This is a genomic window from Photobacterium aquae (genome assembly GCF_001029445.1).
In the GTDB taxonomy this organism is placed as follows: domain Bacteria; phylum Pseudomonadota; class Gammaproteobacteria; order Enterobacterales; family Vibrionaceae; genus Photobacterium; species Photobacterium aquae.
In genome coordinates, this window is the sequence record NZ_LDOT01000045.1 from 1 (window position 1) to 14,793 (window position 14,793).

Below are 14,793 nucleotides of genomic sequence, written 5' to 3' on the forward strand. Positions count from 1 at the left end.
GTTGAAATGGTAATGCCTGGTGATAACGTTTCTATGACTGTTACTCTAATCGCTCCTATCGCGATGGACGAAGGTCTACGTTTCGCTATCCGTGAAGGTGGCCGTACTGTAGGTGCTGGTGTTGTTGCAACTATCATTGCTTAATAGCAATTAGTGCATAACTAAGTACAGAAAAAGGGAGCTTCGGCTCCCTTTTTTTATCTGTTGTTTCGTATCGCATCCCTTCCTCGTGCACTCCCATAGCTATTAAACGGGCAGCCCCATAGTCTGTGCAATAGCCTGTCTTTGCTTACACTGCTGTATTTATATTTGTAAATCGTATATATAGCTCTATCACTAATGCCTAATTGGTCTACATAAAGAGCTCACGCGCGATGGTAATGAAAAGGATTCTTGTTTATATTTACATCGTGTAATCAAGGTAAGAATCGTATGTTTGTCTGTCTGTGTTATGGGATCTCCGATAAGAAAATTGTCAAACTTGCTCAGCAGCAAGGGATTTTTGATATTCGCGGCCTTCGCCAAATCACCCCGCTGGGCTCGCAGTGCGGCAAGTGTATTCGTCAGGCAAGACAGATCCTCGAAGAAACCGTCGTGGCTCAGTACCAAAAAGCCAGCTGACCCCGTCCTATATCGACCATGCTTGTTTTTGACAGGCTCCTGATCGCTTCTATGCTTTATGGAATCGATAGAGGAGCCATGTGCTATGAAAGCCGATCCAAAGATAATCCAACACCTCAATAAAATCCTCGGCAATGAGCTTGTTGCCATCAATCAGTACTTCCTCCATGCCAGAATGTACAAGGACTGGGGGCTAAAGCACCTTGCGGACAAGGAGTACCATGAGTCCATCGATGAGATGAACCATGCCGATCACCTCATCGAACGTATCTTGTTCCTCGAGGGGATCCCTAACTTGCAGGATCTCGGCAAGCTCAATATCGGCGAAGATACCCAAGAAATGCTCGAATGCGATTTGGCATTGGAAATGGCGGCAATCCCAGATCTGCGCGATGCGATTGCTTACGCCGAAGATGTCCACGACTATGTCTCCCGTGATTTGTTCCAATCCATCCTTTCTGATGAAGAAGAGCACGTTGATTGGCTCGAAACCCAGCTTGGGCTGATCGAGAAAATGGGGATAGCCAATTACAATCAAGCCCAGATTGTTGACGAAGATGACTGAGTTTCGGTAGCTGCTGTGGCAGGAAAGGGGAGGGCCGAGAGGACGGGATCCCATACCTTGTTGCCTGCCATTCGTGACAAAAAAACTTCCGTGATTATTTTTCCAACAGGGCTTGCGCTTAAAACTGTGATCTGTATAATGCCTCCCACTGCCCGAGGTTAACCTCGTAAGCGCAGTTGTGAACCAATGAGCGTTGAGGAAGGGTCGCTTAGCGATCTGTTAATGTACACTCTGACTTAAGTTCGCAGTCATTAAATTGACTGACAATGTATCCAATCGGGATGCTACGTTCACATAAATCAATCGACATTCTCTCGTCCTGACGGGTTTGAGTGGCGATATTGTTTGTGTAAAATTTTTGAATTGGAGCTCTGTCTAATGCAGAACCAACGTATTCGTATCCGCCTAAAGGCTTTCGATCACCGTTTGATCGACCAGTCTACTGCGGAAATCGTAGAAACAGCTAAGCGCACTGGCGCGCAGGTTAAGGGTCCAATCCCACTACCTACTCGTAAAGAGCGTTTCACTGTTCTTATTTCTCCTCACGTTAATAAGGATGCACGTGACCAGTACGAAATCCGTACTCACAAGCGTCTTATCGACATCGTTGAGCCAACAGACAAAACTGTTGACGCTCTTATGCGTCTAGACCTAGCTGCTGGCGTTGACGTTCAGATCAGCCTAGGTTAAGGGGAGATAAGAGAATGATTGGTCTAATCGGTCGTAAAGTGGGCATGACCCGCGTATTTACCGAAGATGGCGTTTCTATCCCAGTAACTGTGGTTGAAGTTGAAGCGAACCGCGTTTCACAGGTTAAATCTGTTGAAACTGACGGCTACAACGCAATCCAGGTAACTACTGGTACTAAGAAAGCTAACCGTGTTTCTAAGCCAGAAGCTGGTCACTTTGCGAAAGCAGGTGTTGAAGCAGGTCGCGGTCTTTGGGAATTCCGTCTAGAGAACAACGAAGAGTTCGCTGTTGGCGCTGAGCTAACTGTTGAGCTATTCAACGAAGTTAAAAAAGTAGACGTTACTGGTACATCTAAGGGTAAGGGCTTCCAGGGTGCTGTTAAGCGCTGGAACTTCCGTACTCAAGATATGACCCATGGTAACTCCTTGTCTCACCGTGCTCCTGGTTCTATCGGTCAGTGTCAGACTCCAGGTCGCGTATTTAAAGGCAAGAAAATGGCTGGTCACATGGGTGCTGAGCGTGTAACGACTCAAAACCTAGAGATCGTACGTGTTGACGCTGAGCGCAATCTGCTTCTTATCAAAGGTGCAGTCCCAGGTGCTACAGGTGGCAACGTGATCGTTAAACCAGCTGTTAAAGCGTAACGTCGAGGAGTTAGTAATGGAATTGGTAGTCAAAGGTGCTAACGCACTAACTGTCTCCGAAACTACTTTTGGGCGTGACTTCAATGAAGCGCTTGTACACCAGGTAGTTGTTGCTTTTGCAGCAGGTGCTCGTCAAGGTACTCGTGCTCAGAAGACTCGTTCTGACGTTTCTGGTGGTGGCGCTAAGCCATGGCGCCAGAAGGGTACAGGCCGCGCTCGTGCTGGTACAATCCGTAGCCCGCTATGGCGTACCGGTGGTGTAACTTTCGCTGCTCGTCCACAGGACCACAGCCAGAAAGTTAACAAGAAAATGTACCGTGGTGCGATGAAGAGCATCCTGTCTGAGCTAGTTCGTCAAGAGCGTCTAATCGTTGTTGAAGAATTCTCAATCGAAGCTCCAAAAACTAAAGCACTAGCTGCTAAGTTGAAAGAGCTTGAGCTGACAGACGCACTGATCGTAACAGGCGAACTAGATGAGAATCTATTCCTTGCTGCACGTAACCTATACAAAGTAGACGTACGTGACGCGAAGGCAATTGATCCAGTTAGCCTGATCGCTTTCGATAAAGTTGTTATGACTGCAGCAGCAGTTAAAGCAGTTGAGGAGATGCTAGCATGATCACTGAAGAGCGTATTCTAAAAGTTCTACGTGCTCCGCACATCTCTGAAAAAGCAACCATGGCTGCTGAAAACGGTAACACTATCGTTTTCAAAGTAGCGATGACTGCAACTAAGAAAGAGATCAAAGCAGCAGTTGAAAAACTGTTCGAGGTTGAAGTTAAGTCTGTAAATACTCTTATCACTAAGGGTAAGACCAAACGTCAAGGTATGCGCCAAGGCCGTCGTTCAGACGTGAAGAAAGCGTATGTAATCTTGAAAGAAGGTCAAGACATCGACTTCGTTGGCGGTGCAGAGTAAGGCTAGGAGCAAAGAAGAATGGCTATTGTAAAATGTAAGCCGACTTCCCCAGGTCGTCGCCACGTAGTTAAAGTGGTTAACTCTGACCTGCATAAGGGTAAGCCGTACGCAGCACTAGTTGAGAAGAAATCTAAAACTGGTGGTCGTAACAACAACGGTCGTATCACAGTACGTCACATCGGTGGTGGTAACAAGAATGCTTACCGTATCATCGATTTCAAACGTACTAAAGACGGTATCCCAGCGAAAGTTGAGCGTCTAGAATACGATCCAAACCGTAGCGCAAACATTGCTCTAGTTCTGTACGCAGACGGTGAGCGCCGCTACATCATCGCACCTAAGGGTCTTCAGGCTGGTGACGTAATCCAGTCTGGCGCAGATGCTGCTATCAAAGTTGGTAACACTCTACCAATGCGCAACATCCCAGTAGGTTCAACTGTACACTGTGTTGAACTTAAGCCTGGTAAAGGTGCTCAGCTGGCTCGTTCAGCTGGTGCATACGCTCAGATCGTTGCACGTGCAGGCGCTTACGTGACTGTTCGTCTACGTTCTGGTGAGATGCGTAAAGTTCTTTCTGAAGGTCGTGCAACCATCGGTGAAGTTGGTAACGCAGAACACATGCTACGTGAACTAGGTAAAGCTGGTGCTTCACGTTGGCGCGGTGTTCGTCCAACTGTACGTGGTGTTGTAATGAACCCAGTTGACCACCCACACGGTGGTGGTGAAGGCCGTACTTCTGGTGGTCGTCACCCAGTTACACCTTGGGGTGTTCCAACTAAGGGTTACAAGACTCGTAAGAACAAGCGTACCGACAAGTACATCGTACGTCGTCGTAACAAGTAATTTATATCAGAGGATAAGCCATGCCACGTTCTCTCAAGAAAGGTCCTTTTATTGACCTGCACTTGCTGAAGAAGGTAGAGAAAGCGGTGGAAAGCGGTGACAAGAAGCCTGTTAAGACTTGGTCCCGTCGCTCAATGATCATCCCTCAGATGATCGGTTTGACCATCGCTGTCCATAATGGTCGTCAGCACGTTCCTGTTTTCGTTTCTGAAGAAATGATCGGTCACAAGCTAGGCGAATTTGCACCAACACGTACTTACCGCGGTCACGCTGCGGATAAGAAAGCTAAGAAGCGCTAAGAGGAGTATAGGTAATGGAAGCTATCGCTAAACATCGCTTTGCTCGCATCTCACCGCAGAAAGCACGTTTGGTTGCTGATCAACTGCGCGGTAAGCCAGTTGCACAAGCACTAGAAATTCTGACTTTCAGCAACAAAAAAGCTGCTGATCTAATCAAGAAAGTTCTAGAGTCAGCTATCGCTAACGCAGAACACAACGAAGGCGCAGATATTGATGATCTATCAGTAGCTAAAATCTTCGTTGATGAAGGTCCAGTCATGAAGCGTATTATGCCTCGTGCTAAAGGCCGTGCCGATCGCATCTTGAAGCGTTCTAGCCACATCACTGTTGTTGTAGCAGACCGCTAAGAGACTAGGAGAGAAAGCAATGGGTCAAAAAGTACATCCTAATGGTATTCGTCTTGGCATCGTTAAGCCTTGGAATACCACTTGGTTTGCTAACAGCCAAGATTTCGCTGACAACCTAGACGGCGACTTCAAGGTACGTCAGTTCCTTACTAAGGAACTAGCAAAAGCTTCACTATCACGCATCGTTATCGAGCGTCCAGCGAAGAGCATCCGTGTAACTATTCACACTGCTCGTCCAGGCGTTGTAATCGGTAAGAAAGGTGAAGACGTAGAGAAACTACGCGCTCGCGTTGCTAAGATCGCTGGTGTTCCAGCTCAGATCAACATCGCTGAAGTACGTAAGCCAGAGCTAGACGGTCAACTAGTTGCAGACAGCATTTCGTCTCAGCTAGAGCGTCGTGTTATGTTCCGTCGCGCTATGAAGCGTGCAGTTCAGAACGCTATGCGTCTTGGCGCTAAAGGTATCAAAGTTGAAGTAAGCGGTCGTCTAGGCGGCGCTGAAATCGCACGTACTGAGTGGTACCGTGAAGGCCGTGTGCCTCTACACACTCTTCGTGCTGACATTGATTACGCAACTTCTTCGGCTCACACCCAATACGGTGTTATCGGCGTTAAAGTTTGGATCTTCAAAGGTGAAGTTCTAGGCGGTATGCCGGTTGAAGAGCCAAAGGCTGACAAGCCTAAGAAGCAGCGCAAAGGCCGTAAATAAGGAGTTTATTGATGCTGCAACCTAAACGCACTAAATTCCGCAAGACTTTTAAAGGTCGTAACCGCGGTCTAGCGAACGGTACTGATGTAAGCTTCGGTACATTTGGTCTTAAAGCTGTTGGCCGTGGTCGCCTAACTGCTCGTCAGATCGAAGCGGCACGTCGTGCTATGACTCGTCATATCAAACGTCAGGGCCAAATCTGGATTCGTGTATTCCCAGACAAACCAATCACATCTAAGCCTCTTGAAGTTCGTCAAGGTAAAGGTAAGGGTAACGTTGAGTACTGGGTAGCACAGATTCAACCAGGTAAAGTTCTATACGAAATGGATGGTGTTTCTGAAACACTAGCTCGTGAAGCATTCGATCTTGCTGCACGTAAGCTACCAATCAAGACAACATTCGTAACTAAGGCGGTGATGTGATGAACGCACAAGATCTGCGCGCTAAAAGCGTTGAAGAACTGAATGCTGAGCTTGTGAACCTGCTACGTGAGCAGTTTAACCTGCGCATGCAAGCTGCAACTGGCCAGCTTCAGCAGACTCACACTCTAAAAGCTGTACGTCGCGATATCGCACGTGTTAAAACCGTTCTGACTGAGAAGGCGGACGCATAATGAGCGAGAAAATTCGTACTCAGCTTGGTCGCGTAGTAAGCGACAAGATGGACAAGTCTATCGTTGTTGCTATCGAGCGTAAGGTGAAACACCCAATCTACGGTAAGTACATCACTCGCACGACTAAGCTTCACGCGCACGACGAGAACAACGAGTGTGGTCTAGGCGACACTGTTGAGATTCGTGAGTGCCGTCCACTGTCTAAGAACAAATCTTGGACTCTGGTACGCGTTGTAGAAAAAGCTCGCGGTTAAGCGAACTTAACTACGATATAGCACAGCGGCCCCGAAAAAATTTGGGGCCGTTTATTTTTTGTCTATTCAATCGGCAAAAAGAGTGTTATCATTCGCCGCCTTTGTTAAAAAGGCAAAGCGACCCGTGATGGGTCTAGATGTTTAAAATTAGCGGAGCACTAACATGATCCAAATGCAAAGTATGCTTGATGCAGCCGATAACTCCGGCGCACGTAGCGTAATGTGTATTAAGGTTCTGGGTGGTTCACACCGTCGCTATGCACATATCGGTGATGTCATCAAAGTTACTGTTAAGGAAGCAATTCCTCGCGGTAAAGTTAAAAAGGGTGATGTACTGAAAGCGGTGGTTGTGCGCACTCGTAAAGGCGTTCGTCGTCCAGACGGCTCTGTCATTCGTTTTGACCGTAATGCTTGCGTACTGTTGAACAACACAACTGAGCAACCAATCGGTACTCGTATTTTCGGCCCTGTGACTCGTGAGCTTCGTGGTGATAAGTTCATGAAGATCGTTTCACTAGCGCCTGAAGTACTGTAAGGAGTAATTCAAATGGCAGCTAAAATCCGTCGTAACGACGAAGTTATCGTTCTTACTGGTAAAGACAAAGGTAAGAAAGGTAAAGTATCTAAGGTTCTAGCAACCGGTAAAGTAATCGTTGAAGGTATCAACCTTGTTAAGAAGCACCAGAAGCCTGTACCGGCTATGGGCATCCAAGGTGGCATCGTTGAAAAAGAAGCAGCAATTGACGCTTCTAACGTTGCAATCGTAAACGGTGAAGGTAAAGCGGACCGTGTAGGCTTCCGATTTGAAGACGGCAAAAAAGTTCGTTTCTTCAAGTCGACTGGCGAAACTATTAAGTAATTTTGGAGTAGTACTATGGCGAAACTGCATGATTACTACAAAGAGTCTATTGTAAGCGAGCTTTCTGAAAAGTTTGAATACAAGAGCATCATGCAAGTCCCAAGGATCGAGAAAATCACACTTAACATGGGTGTGGGTGACGCGATCAACGACAAGAAGCTTCTTGAGAATGCAGCAGCAGATATGGCCGCCATTTCTGGCCAAAAGCCGCTGATCACAAAAGCTCGTAAGTCTGTTGCTGGCTTTAAGATCCGTGAGGGCTACCCTATTGGCTGTAAAGTGACTCTACGTGGCGAACGTATGTGGGACTTTTTCGAGCGTCTAATTTCAATTGCTGTACCTCGTATCCGAGATTTCCGTGGTCTAAACCCGAAATCATTCGACGGTCGTGGTAACTACAGCATGGGCGTTCGTGAGCAGATTATCTTCCCAGAAATCGATTACGATAAAGTTGATCGTGTACGTGGTCTAGACATCACAATCACGACTTCTGCGAAATCTGACGAAGAAGCTTGTGCTCTGCTATCTGCTTTTAACTTCCCATTCCGTAAGTAAAAGTAAGGGTTACTAATGGCTAAAGAATCCATGAAGGCACGTGAAGTAAAACGTGCAAAGCTAGTAGCAAAGTTCGCTGAGAAGCGTGCGGCGCTTAAAGCTCTAATCAAAGACGTGAATGCGTCTGAAGAAGATCGCTGGAATGCAGTGCTTAAACTTCAGTCACTACCACGTGATTCTGCTAAGTCTCGTCAGCGTAACCGCTGTAACCAGACTGGTCGTCCACACGGCTACCTACGTAAGTTCGGTCTATGCCGTATCAAGGTTCGTGAAGCTTGCATGAAAGGCGAGATTCCGGGTCTGCGTAAAGCTAGCTGGTAATTTGTTACCCAATTAGAATCACGGAGTAATTGACTTATGAGCATGCAAGATCCGATTTCGGATATGCTGACCCGCATTCGCAACGGTCAGGCAGCGAAAAAAGTTGCTGTAAAAATGCCATCTTCTAAGCTAAAAGTTGCTATCGCAGCACTGCTTAAAGAAGAAGGTTACGTGGCTGACTACACCATCTCTGGTGAAGTTAAGCCTGAGCTAGAAGTTACACTTAAGTACTTCGAAGCTAACCCAGTTATCGAGCAAATCCAGCGCGTTTCACGCCCTGGCCTACGCATCTACAAGAAAAAAGATGCGCTTCCGTCAGTTATGGGCGGTCTAGGTATTGCTGTTGTGTCCACTTCCAAGGGTCTGATGACCGACCGCGCTGCTCGCAAAGCGGGTCTTGGCGGTGAGATTATCTGCTACGTAGCATAATAGGAGTAGGAAATGTCTCGTGTTGCAAAAGCACCTGTAGTAATTCCTGCCGGCGTAGAAGTTAAGCTTAACGGTCAGGAAATCACTGTTAAAGGTGGAAAAGGCGAACTAACTCGCGTTATCCATGAAGCAGTAGTTCTTTCCCAGGAAGAGAGCCAGATCACTTTCGGTCCTCGTGAAGGTTTCGAGAAAGCTTGGGCGCAAGCAGGTACTGCTCGTGCACTAGTTAACAACATGGTTGTTGGTGTTACTGAAGGTTACACTAAGAAGCTTGTTCTTAAGGGTGTAGGTTACCGTGCTGCTATCAAAGGCAACGCTGTAGCTCTGACTCTTGGTTTCTCTCACCCAGTAGAGCACGAACTTCCAGCTGGCATCAAAGCTGAGTGCCCAACTCAAACTGAAATCGTACTAACTGGTACTGATAAGCAGGTAGTTGGCCAAGTAGCTGCTGACATTCGCGCTTACCGTAGTCCTGAGCCTTACAAAGGCAAAGGTGTTCGTTACGCAGATGAAAATGTGCGTACTAAAGAAGCTAAGAAGAAGTAAGGTAACACTATGGATAAGAAAGCATCTCGTATCCGTCGTGCGACCCGTGCACGTCGTAAGATTGCTGAACTGGGTGCAACTCGCCTGGTTGTACACCGTACTCCACGTCACGTGTACGCTCAGGTTATCGCACCAAACGGTTCTGAAGTAATCGCAGCCGCTTCTACAGTAGAAAAAGCGATCCGTGAGCAAGTTAAGAGCACCGGTAACAAAGACGCTGCTGCAGCTGTAGGTAAAGCTATTGCTGAGCGCGCGATTGAAAAAGGCGTTTCTAGCGTTGCATTCGATCGTTCTGGTTTCCAATACCACGGCCGTGTGGCTGCACTAGCAGAAGCTGCTCGTGAAGCTGGTCTGAAATTCTAAGGTAGGCGGAAGATGGCTAACGAAAAAACTCAATCAGATTTGCATGAAAAGCTGATCGCTGTTAACCGCGTATCTAAGACGGTTAAAGGTGGTCGTATTTTCAGCTTTACTGCACTAACTGTTGTTGGTGACGGTAACGGTCGCGTTGGTTTCGGTTACGGTAAGGCACGTGAAGTTCCTGCTGCGATCCAAAAAGCGATGGAAAAAGCACGTCGCAACATGATTAATGTTGCACTGAACGAAGGTACTCTACACCACGCTGTTAAAGGCGCACACACTGGTTCTAAAGTGTACATGCAGCCTGCTTCAGAAGGTACTGGTATCATCGCCGGCGGTGCAATGCGTGCAGTACTAGAAGTTGCGGGTGTTCGCAACGTTCTAGCTAAAGCATACGGCTCTACAAACCCAATCAACATCGTTCGCGCGACTATTGATGGTTTGAGTGGCATGAACTCTCCAGAAATGATCGCTGCGAAGCGTGGTCTTTCTGTTAAAGAAATTCTGGAGTAATCGACATGGCTAAGACTATTAAAGTAACACAGACAAAGAGCTCTATCGGTCGTCTACCGAAGCATAAAGCTACTTTGCTGGGCCTAGGCCTTCGTCGTATCAACCACACTGTTGAACTTGAAGATACTGCTTGCGTACGCGGCATGATCAACAAAGTTTACTACATGGTTAAAGTTGAGGAGTAATCAGAATGCGTTTGAATACTCTATCACCGGCTGCGGGTTCTAAGCCTTCTGCGAAGCGCGTAGGTCGTGGTATCGGTTCAGGTCTGGGCAAAACTTGTGGCCGTGGTCACAAAGGTCAGAAATCACGTTCAGGTGGTTCTGTACGTCCAGGCTTCGAAGGCGGTCAAATGCCTTTGAAACAGCGTCTACCAAAATTCGGTTTTACTTCTCGTAAGAGCTTGGTAACAGCTGAAGTTCGTCTAGCTGAGCTAGCGCGTGTTGAAGGTGACGTAGTAAGCCTAGAAACTCTTAAGGCTGCGAACATCATCACTAAGAACATTGCTTTCGCAAAAATCGTTCTTTCTGGTGAAATTGCTCGCGCTGTAACAGTTAAAGGTCTACGCGTGACTAAAGGCGCTAAAGCTGCTATCGAAGCTGCAGGCGGTAAAATCGAGGAATAATTAACTCGAGGATGAGGTACAGATGGCTAAACAACCAGGACAAGATTTTCGTAGCGCCCAAAGTGGACTAGCAGAGCTTAAGTCTCGCCTACTATTCGTATTAGGTGCGATCTTAATTTTCCGAGCAGGCTCCTTTGTGCCTATTCCTGGTATTGACGCTGCTGTACTTGCCGATCTGTTCGAACAGCAAAAGGGCACCATCATTGAACTGTTTAACATGTTCTCTGGTGGTGCACTTGAGCGTGCTTCCATTTTAGCACTGGGTATCATGCCGTATATTTCGGCATCGATCATTGTTCAGTTGCTGACGGTTGTTCATCCGGCACTGGCCGAATTGAAGAAGGAAGGGGAGTCTGGCCGTCGTAAGATTAGCCAGTATACCCGTTACGGCACGCTTGTTTTGGCAACCTTCCAAGCAATTGGTATTGCAACAGGGTTACCAAGTATGATCCCAGGCCTTGTCGTTAATCCTGGCCTAGGATTCTACTTCGTTGCGGTTGTTAGTTTGGTTACCGGTACCATGTTCCTGATGTGGTTAGGTGAGCAAATTACAGAGCGTGGCATAGGTAACGGTATATCTCTGATCATCTTCACAGGTATTGTTGCAGGTTTGCCGCCGGCTATTGGACAGACAGTGGAGCAAGCGCGTCAAGGCGAATTGCATGTTCTTCTTCTACTGTTAATTGCAGTTATTTCGTTTGCTGTAATTTACTTTGTTGTGTTTATGGAGCGTGGTCAGCGTCGTATCGTTGTTAACTACGCCAAGCGTCAGCAGGGCCGTCGTGTCTTCGCTGCGCAAAGCACGCATCTGCCGTTGAAAATCAACATGGCAGGGGTAATTCCAGCAATCTTTGCATCTAGTATTATTCTGTTCCCGGGTACACTGGCTCAGTGGTTCGGTCAGAATGACAAGCTAACTTGGCTAAGTGACATTTCATTGGCACTAAGCCCAGGTCAGCCACTGTATGTAATGCTTTATGCAGCTGCGATTATCTTCTTCTGCTTCTTCTATACGGCGCTGGTTTTCAACCCGCGTGAAACAGCAGATAACCTGAAGAAGTCTGGTGCGTTCGTACCTGGTATTCGCCCGGGAGAGCAGACCGCAAAATACATAGATAAAGTGATGACTCGCCTAACTTTGGTTGGTGCTCTGTACATTACCTTTATCTGTCTGATCCCCGAGTTTATGATGATTGCATGGAATGTCCGCTTCTATTTTGGCGGTACTTCACTACTTATCGTAGTTGTAGTCATTATGGACTTCATGGCTCAAGTTCAGACACACCTGATGTCTCAACAATATGAGTCTGTGTTGAAAAAGGCTAATCTTAAGGGCTCTGGCCGTTAAGATCCCATTTACGGAGTTTAGCAATGAAAGTTCGTGCTTCCGTTAAGAAAATCTGCCGTAACTGTAAAGTTATCAAGCGCAACGGTGTTGTGCGTGTAATTTGCAGTGAGCCAAAGCACAAACAGCGCCAAGGCTAATTAGCAGAAATATTTCTTGCAAATTTAAGGTAGGTTGGCTAAATTAGCCAACCAATCTTTTGTGTGTGCAAAAGAATTGTTCCGCCGCTGCGTATCCTAGACGGGCTTTGCAGTGGTAATTCTTGAAAAGTACTAGGAGTGAATAGTGGCCCGTATTGCAGGCATTAACATTCCTGATCATAAACATTCTGTAATCGCTCTTACTGCGATTTACGGTATTGGTAAAACTCGCTCAAAAGCTATCCTAGCTGAAGTGGGTATTGCTGAAAGTGTTAAGATCAGTGAACTAACTGAAGAGCAGATCGATCTACTGCGTGATGGTGTAGCTAAATACACTGTAGAAGGTGATCTACGTCGTGAAGTTTCCATGAACATCAAGCGCCTAATGGATCTTGGTTGTTACCGTGGTCTTCGTCATCGTCGCAGTCTACCACTACGTGGACAGCGTACTAAAACCAACGCACGTACCCGTAAGGGTCCGCGCAAGCCGATCAAGAAATAATCGGAAGGTAGAGTACAATGGCTAAACAACCAACTCGCGCTCGTAAGCGCGTACGCAAGCAAGTAGCTGATGGCGTTGCGCACATTCATGCTTCTTTCAACAACACAATCGTGACCATCACTGACCGTCAGGGTAACGCTCTGTCTTGGGCTACTGCCGGTGGTTCAGGTTTCCGTGGTTCTCGTAAGTCTACTCCGTTCGCTGCACAGGTTGCTGCTGAGCGCGCTGGCGAAATGGCCAAAGAGTATGGCGTTAAGAACCTAGAAGTTATGGTTAAGGGCCCAGGTCCAGGTCGTGAGTCTACTATCCGCGCGCTTAACGCTGCGGGTTTCCGTATCACTAACATTGTTGATGCGACTCCGATCCCTCATAACGGTTGTCGTCCACCTAAGAAACGTCGCGTATAACGTTTCTAGGAAAACTGGAGAAAGAACATGGCAAGATATTTGGGTCCTAAGCTGAAGCTTAGCCGTCGCGAAGGCACTGACTTATTCCTTAAGTCTGGTGTACGCGCGATTGATACCAAGTGTAAAATTGATAATGCACCTGGCATGCACGGTGCTCGTCGCGGTCGTCTATCTGACTACGGCGTTCAGCTTCGTGAGAAGCAGAAAGTTCGTCGTACTTACGGCGTACTTGAGAAGCAATTCCGTAACTACTACCAAGAAGCGGCTCGCATCAAGGGCAACACAGGTGAAAACCTGCTTCAGCTTCTTGAAGGTCGTCTAGACAACGTAGTTTACCGCATGGGCTTTGGCGCAACTCGCGCAGAAGCACGTCAGCTGGTAAGCCACAAAGCGATTCTAGTTAACGGTCAAGTCGTAAACGTTCCTTCTTTCCAGGTAGCGGCTAACGACGTTGTTAGCGTTCGCGAGAAAGCTAAGAACCAAGCACGCATCAAAGCGGCTCTTGAAGTTGCTACTCAGCGTGAACTACCGACTTGGGTCGAAGTAGACAACAGCAAGATGGAAGGTACTTTCAAGCGTCTTCCAGAACGTTCTGATTTGTCTGCCGACATCAACGAACACCTGATCGTCGAGCTTTACTCTAAGTAAGGCTACAGTTAAGAGAGGACACAATGCAGGGTTCTGTAACAGAATTTCTTAAGCCGCGTCTTGTTGATATTGAACAAGTTAGCAGTACGCATGCCAAAGTAACTCTTGAGCCACTAGAGCGTGGTTTCGGCCACACTCTTGGTAATGCGCTACGTCGTATTCTTCTATCTTCAATGCCGGGTTGTGCCGTAACTGAAGTAGAAATCGATGGCGTGTTGCACGAGTACAGCACCAAAGAAGGTATTCAGGAAGATATCCTTGAGATCCTTCTAAACCTTAAAGGCCTAGCCGTTAAGGTTGAGGGTAAGGATGAAGTAATCATTACTCTGAATAAATCTGGTGCAGGCCCTGTTGTTGCAGGTGACATCACCCATGATGGTGATGTTGAGATTGCGAACCCAGAGCACGTAATCTGCCACATTACTGATGACAATGCTGATATCAGCATGCGCATCAAGGTAGAGCGTGGTCGTGGCTACGTACCGGCGTCTGCTCGTATTCACACAGAAGAAGACGAGCGTCCAATTGGTCGTCTACTGGTTGATGCAACATTCAGCCCAGTTGACCGCATCGCTTACGCAGTTGAAGCAGCACGTGTTGAACAACGTACTGACCTTGACAAGCTTGTAATCGATATGGAAACCAACGGTACTCTTGACCCAGAGGAAGCTATCCGTCGTGCAGCTACTATTCTAGCTGAGCAATTGGATGCATTCGTAGATCTTCGTGATGTACGAGTTCCTGAAGAGAAAGAAGAGAAGCCGGAGTTCGATCCGATCCTACTGCGTCCTGTAGACGATCTTGAACTAACTGTTCGCTCTGCTAACTGTCTGAAAGCAGAAGCGATCCATTACATCGGTGATCTCGTTCAGCGCACTGAGGTTGAGCTTCTTAAAACGCCTAACCTTGGTAAGAAGTCTTTGACAGAAATCAAAGACGTGCTGGCTTCACGTGGTCTGTCTCTAGGTATGCGCCTAGAAAACTGGCCGCCAGCATCTATCGCTGAAGATTAATAGTTACTGATATCTAGTTAGAAGGAT

Annotated in this window: 30 protein-coding genes; all 30 read left to right on the forward strand. The window is 47.2% G+C overall.

Annotation, left to right across the window (positions count from 1 at the left end; genetic code table 11):
* A partial coding sequence (locus tag ABT56_RS23775) for an EF-Tu C-terminal domain-related protein (RefSeq protein WP_476742276.1) occupies nucleotides 1-144 on the forward strand: 144 nt, incomplete at its 5' end.
* A gap of 288 nt (nucleotides 145-432) precedes the next feature.
* Complete coding sequence (locus ABT56_RS20985; protein ID WP_047880886.1) at nucleotides 433-621, forward strand: (2Fe-2S)-binding protein; 189 nt, start codon at nucleotides 433-435, stop codon at nucleotides 619-621.
* 85 nt (nucleotides 622-706) lie between these two features.
* The gene (bfr, locus tag ABT56_RS20990; protein WP_047880887.1) at nucleotides 707-1,186 is read left to right on the forward strand and encodes a bacterioferritin; all 480 of its coding nucleotides are present in this window, start codon (nucleotides 707-709) and stop codon (nucleotides 1,184-1,186) included.
* 378 nt (nucleotides 1,187-1,564) lie between these two features.
* A complete protein-coding gene (gene rpsJ / locus ABT56_RS20995) occupies nucleotides 1,565-1,876 on the forward strand; it encodes a 30S ribosomal protein S10 (protein ID WP_002541412.1) in 312 nt (103 codons plus the stop codon).
* Nucleotides 1,877-1,890: 14 nt separating this feature from the next.
* Nucleotides 1,891-2,520, forward strand: a complete 630-nt coding sequence (gene rplC, locus ABT56_RS21000; protein WP_047880888.1) for a 50S ribosomal protein L3 — start codon at nucleotides 1,891-1,893, stop codon at nucleotides 2,518-2,520.
* Between the two features lie 16 nt (nucleotides 2,521-2,536).
* Nucleotides 2,537-3,139: a 50S ribosomal protein L4 gene (gene rplD, locus ABT56_RS21005; RefSeq protein WP_047880889.1), complete on the forward strand. Its 603-nt coding sequence runs from the start codon at nucleotides 2,537-2,539 to the stop codon at nucleotides 3,137-3,139.
* Nucleotides 3,136-3,438 (forward strand): 50S ribosomal protein L23, encoded by a 303-nt coding sequence (rplW, locus tag ABT56_RS21010; protein WP_047880890.1) that lies wholly within the window; start codon nucleotides 3,136-3,138, stop codon nucleotides 3,436-3,438. The genes rplD and rplW overlap by 4 nt, the downstream gene beginning before the upstream one ends.
* 18 nt (nucleotides 3,439-3,456) lie before the next feature.
* Nucleotides 3,457-4,281 (forward strand): 50S ribosomal protein L2, encoded by an 825-nt coding sequence (rplB, locus tag ABT56_RS21015; protein WP_047880891.1) that lies wholly within the window; start codon nucleotides 3,457-3,459, stop codon nucleotides 4,279-4,281.
* Between the two features lie 20 nt (nucleotides 4,282-4,301).
* The gene (rpsS, locus tag ABT56_RS21020; protein ID WP_007469141.1) at nucleotides 4,302-4,580 is read left to right on the forward strand and encodes a 30S ribosomal protein S19; all 279 of its coding nucleotides are present in this window, start codon (nucleotides 4,302-4,304) and stop codon (nucleotides 4,578-4,580) included.
* 14 nt (nucleotides 4,581-4,594) lie between these two features.
* Nucleotides 4,595-4,927, forward strand: coding sequence for a 50S ribosomal protein L22 (gene rplV / locus ABT56_RS21025; RefSeq protein WP_047880892.1), 333 nt, complete (start codon nucleotides 4,595-4,597; stop codon nucleotides 4,925-4,927).
* Between the two features lie 19 nt (nucleotides 4,928-4,946).
* Complete coding sequence (gene rpsC, locus ABT56_RS21030; protein WP_047880893.1) at nucleotides 4,947-5,636, forward strand: 30S ribosomal protein S3; 690 nt, start codon at nucleotides 4,947-4,949, stop codon at nucleotides 5,634-5,636.
* An 11-nt stretch (nucleotides 5,637-5,647) separates the two neighbouring features.
* Nucleotides 5,648-6,058 (forward strand): 50S ribosomal protein L16, encoded by a 411-nt coding sequence (rplP, locus tag ABT56_RS21035; protein ID WP_047876493.1) that lies wholly within the window; start codon nucleotides 5,648-5,650, stop codon nucleotides 6,056-6,058.
* A complete protein-coding gene (rpmC, locus tag ABT56_RS21040) occupies nucleotides 6,058-6,249 on the forward strand; it encodes a 50S ribosomal protein L29 (RefSeq protein ID WP_047880894.1) in 192 nt (63 codons plus the stop codon). The genes rplP and rpmC overlap by 1 nt, the downstream gene beginning before the upstream one ends.
* A complete protein-coding gene (gene rpsQ / locus ABT56_RS21045; RefSeq protein WP_047880895.1) occupies nucleotides 6,249-6,503 on the forward strand; it encodes a 30S ribosomal protein S17 in 255 nt (84 codons plus the stop codon). Before rpmC ends, rpsQ begins: the two co-directional genes overlap by 1 nt.
* 163 nt (nucleotides 6,504-6,666) lie before the next feature.
* Nucleotides 6,667-7,038 (forward strand): 50S ribosomal protein L14, encoded by a 372-nt coding sequence (rplN, locus tag ABT56_RS21050; RefSeq protein WP_047876496.1) that lies wholly within the window; start codon nucleotides 6,667-6,669, stop codon nucleotides 7,036-7,038.
* Between the two features lie 12 nt (nucleotides 7,039-7,050).
* Entirely contained in the window at nucleotides 7,051-7,362 is a 312-nt protein-coding gene (gene rplX, locus ABT56_RS21055) for a 50S ribosomal protein L24 (protein WP_047876497.1), read from the forward strand.
* A 15-nt stretch (nucleotides 7,363-7,377) separates the two neighbouring features.
* Complete coding sequence (gene rplE, locus ABT56_RS21060) at nucleotides 7,378-7,917, forward strand: 50S ribosomal protein L5 (RefSeq protein WP_047880896.1); 540 nt, start codon at nucleotides 7,378-7,380, stop codon at nucleotides 7,915-7,917.
* A gap of 15 nt (nucleotides 7,918-7,932) precedes the next feature.
* Nucleotides 7,933-8,238 carry a 30S ribosomal protein S14 gene (rpsN, locus tag ABT56_RS21065; protein WP_047880897.1) on the forward strand — a complete coding sequence of 102 codons (306 nt, stop codon included), beginning with the start codon at nucleotides 7,933-7,935 and terminating at the stop codon, nucleotides 8,236-8,238.
* A 36-nt stretch (nucleotides 8,239-8,274) separates the two neighbouring features.
* Nucleotides 8,275-8,667 (forward strand): 30S ribosomal protein S8, encoded by a 393-nt coding sequence (gene rpsH / locus ABT56_RS21070; protein ID WP_039465402.1) that lies wholly within the window; start codon nucleotides 8,275-8,277, stop codon nucleotides 8,665-8,667.
* A 12-nt stretch (nucleotides 8,668-8,679) separates the two neighbouring features.
* On the forward strand, nucleotides 8,680-9,213 hold the full coding sequence (gene rplF, locus ABT56_RS21075; RefSeq protein WP_047880898.1) for a 50S ribosomal protein L6: 534 nt from the start codon (nucleotides 8,680-8,682) through the stop codon (nucleotides 9,211-9,213).
* 9 nt (nucleotides 9,214-9,222) lie between these two features.
* Entirely contained in the window at nucleotides 9,223-9,576 is a 354-nt protein-coding gene (gene rplR, locus ABT56_RS21080) for a 50S ribosomal protein L18 (RefSeq protein WP_047880899.1), read from the forward strand.
* A 12-nt stretch (nucleotides 9,577-9,588) separates the two neighbouring features.
* Nucleotides 9,589-10,086 carry a 30S ribosomal protein S5 gene (gene rpsE / locus ABT56_RS21085; RefSeq protein ID WP_047880900.1) on the forward strand — a complete coding sequence of 166 codons (498 nt, stop codon included), beginning with the start codon at nucleotides 9,589-9,591 and terminating at the stop codon, nucleotides 10,084-10,086.
* Between the two features lie 5 nt (nucleotides 10,087-10,091).
* On the forward strand, nucleotides 10,092-10,271 hold the full coding sequence (gene rpmD, locus ABT56_RS21090; protein WP_047876503.1) for a 50S ribosomal protein L30: 180 nt from the start codon (nucleotides 10,092-10,094) through the stop codon (nucleotides 10,269-10,271).
* Between the two features lie 5 nt (nucleotides 10,272-10,276).
* A complete protein-coding gene (rplO, locus tag ABT56_RS21095; protein ID WP_047880901.1) occupies nucleotides 10,277-10,711 on the forward strand; it encodes a 50S ribosomal protein L15 in 435 nt (144 codons plus the stop codon).
* A gap of 22 nt (nucleotides 10,712-10,733) precedes the next feature.
* Nucleotides 10,734-12,059 (forward strand): preprotein translocase subunit SecY, encoded by a 1,326-nt coding sequence (gene secY, locus ABT56_RS21100; protein ID WP_047880902.1) that lies wholly within the window; start codon nucleotides 10,734-10,736, stop codon nucleotides 12,057-12,059.
* A gap of 23 nt (nucleotides 12,060-12,082) precedes the next feature.
* A complete protein-coding gene (gene rpmJ / locus ABT56_RS21105) occupies nucleotides 12,083-12,196 on the forward strand; it encodes a 50S ribosomal protein L36 (protein ID WP_000868186.1) in 114 nt (37 codons plus the stop codon).
* Nucleotides 12,197-12,341: 145 nt separating this feature from the next.
* Nucleotides 12,342-12,698, forward strand: coding sequence for a 30S ribosomal protein S13 (gene rpsM / locus ABT56_RS21110; protein WP_047880903.1), 357 nt, complete (start codon nucleotides 12,342-12,344; stop codon nucleotides 12,696-12,698).
* A gap of 17 nt (nucleotides 12,699-12,715) precedes the next feature.
* Nucleotides 12,716-13,105, forward strand: a complete 390-nt coding sequence (gene rpsK, locus ABT56_RS21115; protein ID WP_036817716.1) for a 30S ribosomal protein S11 — start codon at nucleotides 12,716-12,718, stop codon at nucleotides 13,103-13,105.
* Nucleotides 13,106-13,132: 27 nt separating this feature from the next.
* On the forward strand, nucleotides 13,133-13,753 hold the full coding sequence (gene rpsD / locus ABT56_RS21120) for a 30S ribosomal protein S4 (RefSeq protein WP_047880904.1): 621 nt from the start codon (nucleotides 13,133-13,135) through the stop codon (nucleotides 13,751-13,753).
* A gap of 23 nt (nucleotides 13,754-13,776) precedes the next feature.
* Nucleotides 13,777-14,766: a DNA-directed RNA polymerase subunit alpha gene (locus ABT56_RS21125; RefSeq protein WP_047880905.1), complete on the forward strand. Its 990-nt coding sequence runs from the start codon at nucleotides 13,777-13,779 to the stop codon at nucleotides 14,764-14,766.
* The last annotated feature ends 27 nt before the right edge of the window (nucleotides 14,767-14,793 follow it).

What these genes read in the sequence shown, in the direction of transcription:
- ABT56_RS20985 (WP_047880886.1), top strand. Translation starts at nt 433, where the DNA reads ATGTTTGTCTGTCTGTGTTATGGGATCTCCGATAAGAAAATTGTCAAA.
- bfr (WP_047880887.1), top strand. Translation starts at nt 707, where the DNA reads ATGAAAGCCGATCCAAAGATAATCCAACACCTCAATAAAATCCTCGGC.
- rpsJ (WP_002541412.1), top strand. Translation starts at nt 1,565, where the DNA reads ATGCAGAACCAACGTATTCGTATCCGCCTAAAGGCTTTCGATCACCGT.
- rplC (WP_047880888.1), top strand. Translation starts at nt 1,891, where the DNA reads ATGATTGGTCTAATCGGTCGTAAAGTGGGCATGACCCGCGTATTTACC.
- rplD (WP_047880889.1), top strand. Translation starts at nt 2,537, where the DNA reads ATGGAATTGGTAGTCAAAGGTGCTAACGCACTAACTGTCTCCGAAACT.
- rplW (WP_047880890.1), top strand. Translation starts at nt 3,136, where the DNA reads ATGATCACTGAAGAGCGTATTCTAAAAGTTCTACGTGCTCCGCACATC.
- rplB (WP_047880891.1), top strand. Translation starts at nt 3,457, where the DNA reads ATGGCTATTGTAAAATGTAAGCCGACTTCCCCAGGTCGTCGCCACGTA.
- rpsS (WP_007469141.1), top strand. Translation starts at nt 4,302, where the DNA reads ATGCCACGTTCTCTCAAGAAAGGTCCTTTTATTGACCTGCACTTGCTG.
- rplV (WP_047880892.1), top strand. Translation starts at nt 4,595, where the DNA reads ATGGAAGCTATCGCTAAACATCGCTTTGCTCGCATCTCACCGCAGAAA.
- rpsC (WP_047880893.1), top strand. Translation starts at nt 4,947, where the DNA reads ATGGGTCAAAAAGTACATCCTAATGGTATTCGTCTTGGCATCGTTAAG.
- rplP (WP_047876493.1), top strand. Translation starts at nt 5,648, where the DNA reads ATGCTGCAACCTAAACGCACTAAATTCCGCAAGACTTTTAAAGGTCGT.
- rpmC (WP_047880894.1), top strand. Translation starts at nt 6,058, where the DNA reads ATGAACGCACAAGATCTGCGCGCTAAAAGCGTTGAAGAACTGAATGCT.
- rpsQ (WP_047880895.1), top strand. Translation starts at nt 6,249, where the DNA reads ATGAGCGAGAAAATTCGTACTCAGCTTGGTCGCGTAGTAAGCGACAAG.
- rplN (WP_047876496.1), top strand. Translation starts at nt 6,667, where the DNA reads ATGATCCAAATGCAAAGTATGCTTGATGCAGCCGATAACTCCGGCGCA.
- rplX (WP_047876497.1), top strand. Translation starts at nt 7,051, where the DNA reads ATGGCAGCTAAAATCCGTCGTAACGACGAAGTTATCGTTCTTACTGGT.
- rplE (WP_047880896.1), top strand. Translation starts at nt 7,378, where the DNA reads ATGGCGAAACTGCATGATTACTACAAAGAGTCTATTGTAAGCGAGCTT.
- rpsN (WP_047880897.1), top strand. Translation starts at nt 7,933, where the DNA reads ATGGCTAAAGAATCCATGAAGGCACGTGAAGTAAAACGTGCAAAGCTA.
- rpsH (WP_039465402.1), top strand. Translation starts at nt 8,275, where the DNA reads ATGAGCATGCAAGATCCGATTTCGGATATGCTGACCCGCATTCGCAAC.
- rplF (WP_047880898.1), top strand. Translation starts at nt 8,680, where the DNA reads ATGTCTCGTGTTGCAAAAGCACCTGTAGTAATTCCTGCCGGCGTAGAA.
- rplR (WP_047880899.1), top strand. Translation starts at nt 9,223, where the DNA reads ATGGATAAGAAAGCATCTCGTATCCGTCGTGCGACCCGTGCACGTCGT.
- rpsE (WP_047880900.1), top strand. Translation starts at nt 9,589, where the DNA reads ATGGCTAACGAAAAAACTCAATCAGATTTGCATGAAAAGCTGATCGCT.
- rpmD (WP_047876503.1), top strand. Translation starts at nt 10,092, where the DNA reads ATGGCTAAGACTATTAAAGTAACACAGACAAAGAGCTCTATCGGTCGT.
- rplO (WP_047880901.1), top strand. Translation starts at nt 10,277, where the DNA reads ATGCGTTTGAATACTCTATCACCGGCTGCGGGTTCTAAGCCTTCTGCG.
- secY (WP_047880902.1), top strand. Translation starts at nt 10,734, where the DNA reads ATGGCTAAACAACCAGGACAAGATTTTCGTAGCGCCCAAAGTGGACTA.
- rpmJ (WP_000868186.1), top strand. Translation starts at nt 12,083, where the DNA reads ATGAAAGTTCGTGCTTCCGTTAAGAAAATCTGCCGTAACTGTAAAGTT.
- rpsK (WP_036817716.1), top strand. Translation starts at nt 12,716, where the DNA reads ATGGCTAAACAACCAACTCGCGCTCGTAAGCGCGTACGCAAGCAAGTA.
- rpsD (WP_047880904.1), top strand. Translation starts at nt 13,133, where the DNA reads ATGGCAAGATATTTGGGTCCTAAGCTGAAGCTTAGCCGTCGCGAAGGC.
- ABT56_RS21125 (WP_047880905.1), top strand. Translation starts at nt 13,777, where the DNA reads ATGCAGGGTTCTGTAACAGAATTTCTTAAGCCGCGTCTTGTTGATATT.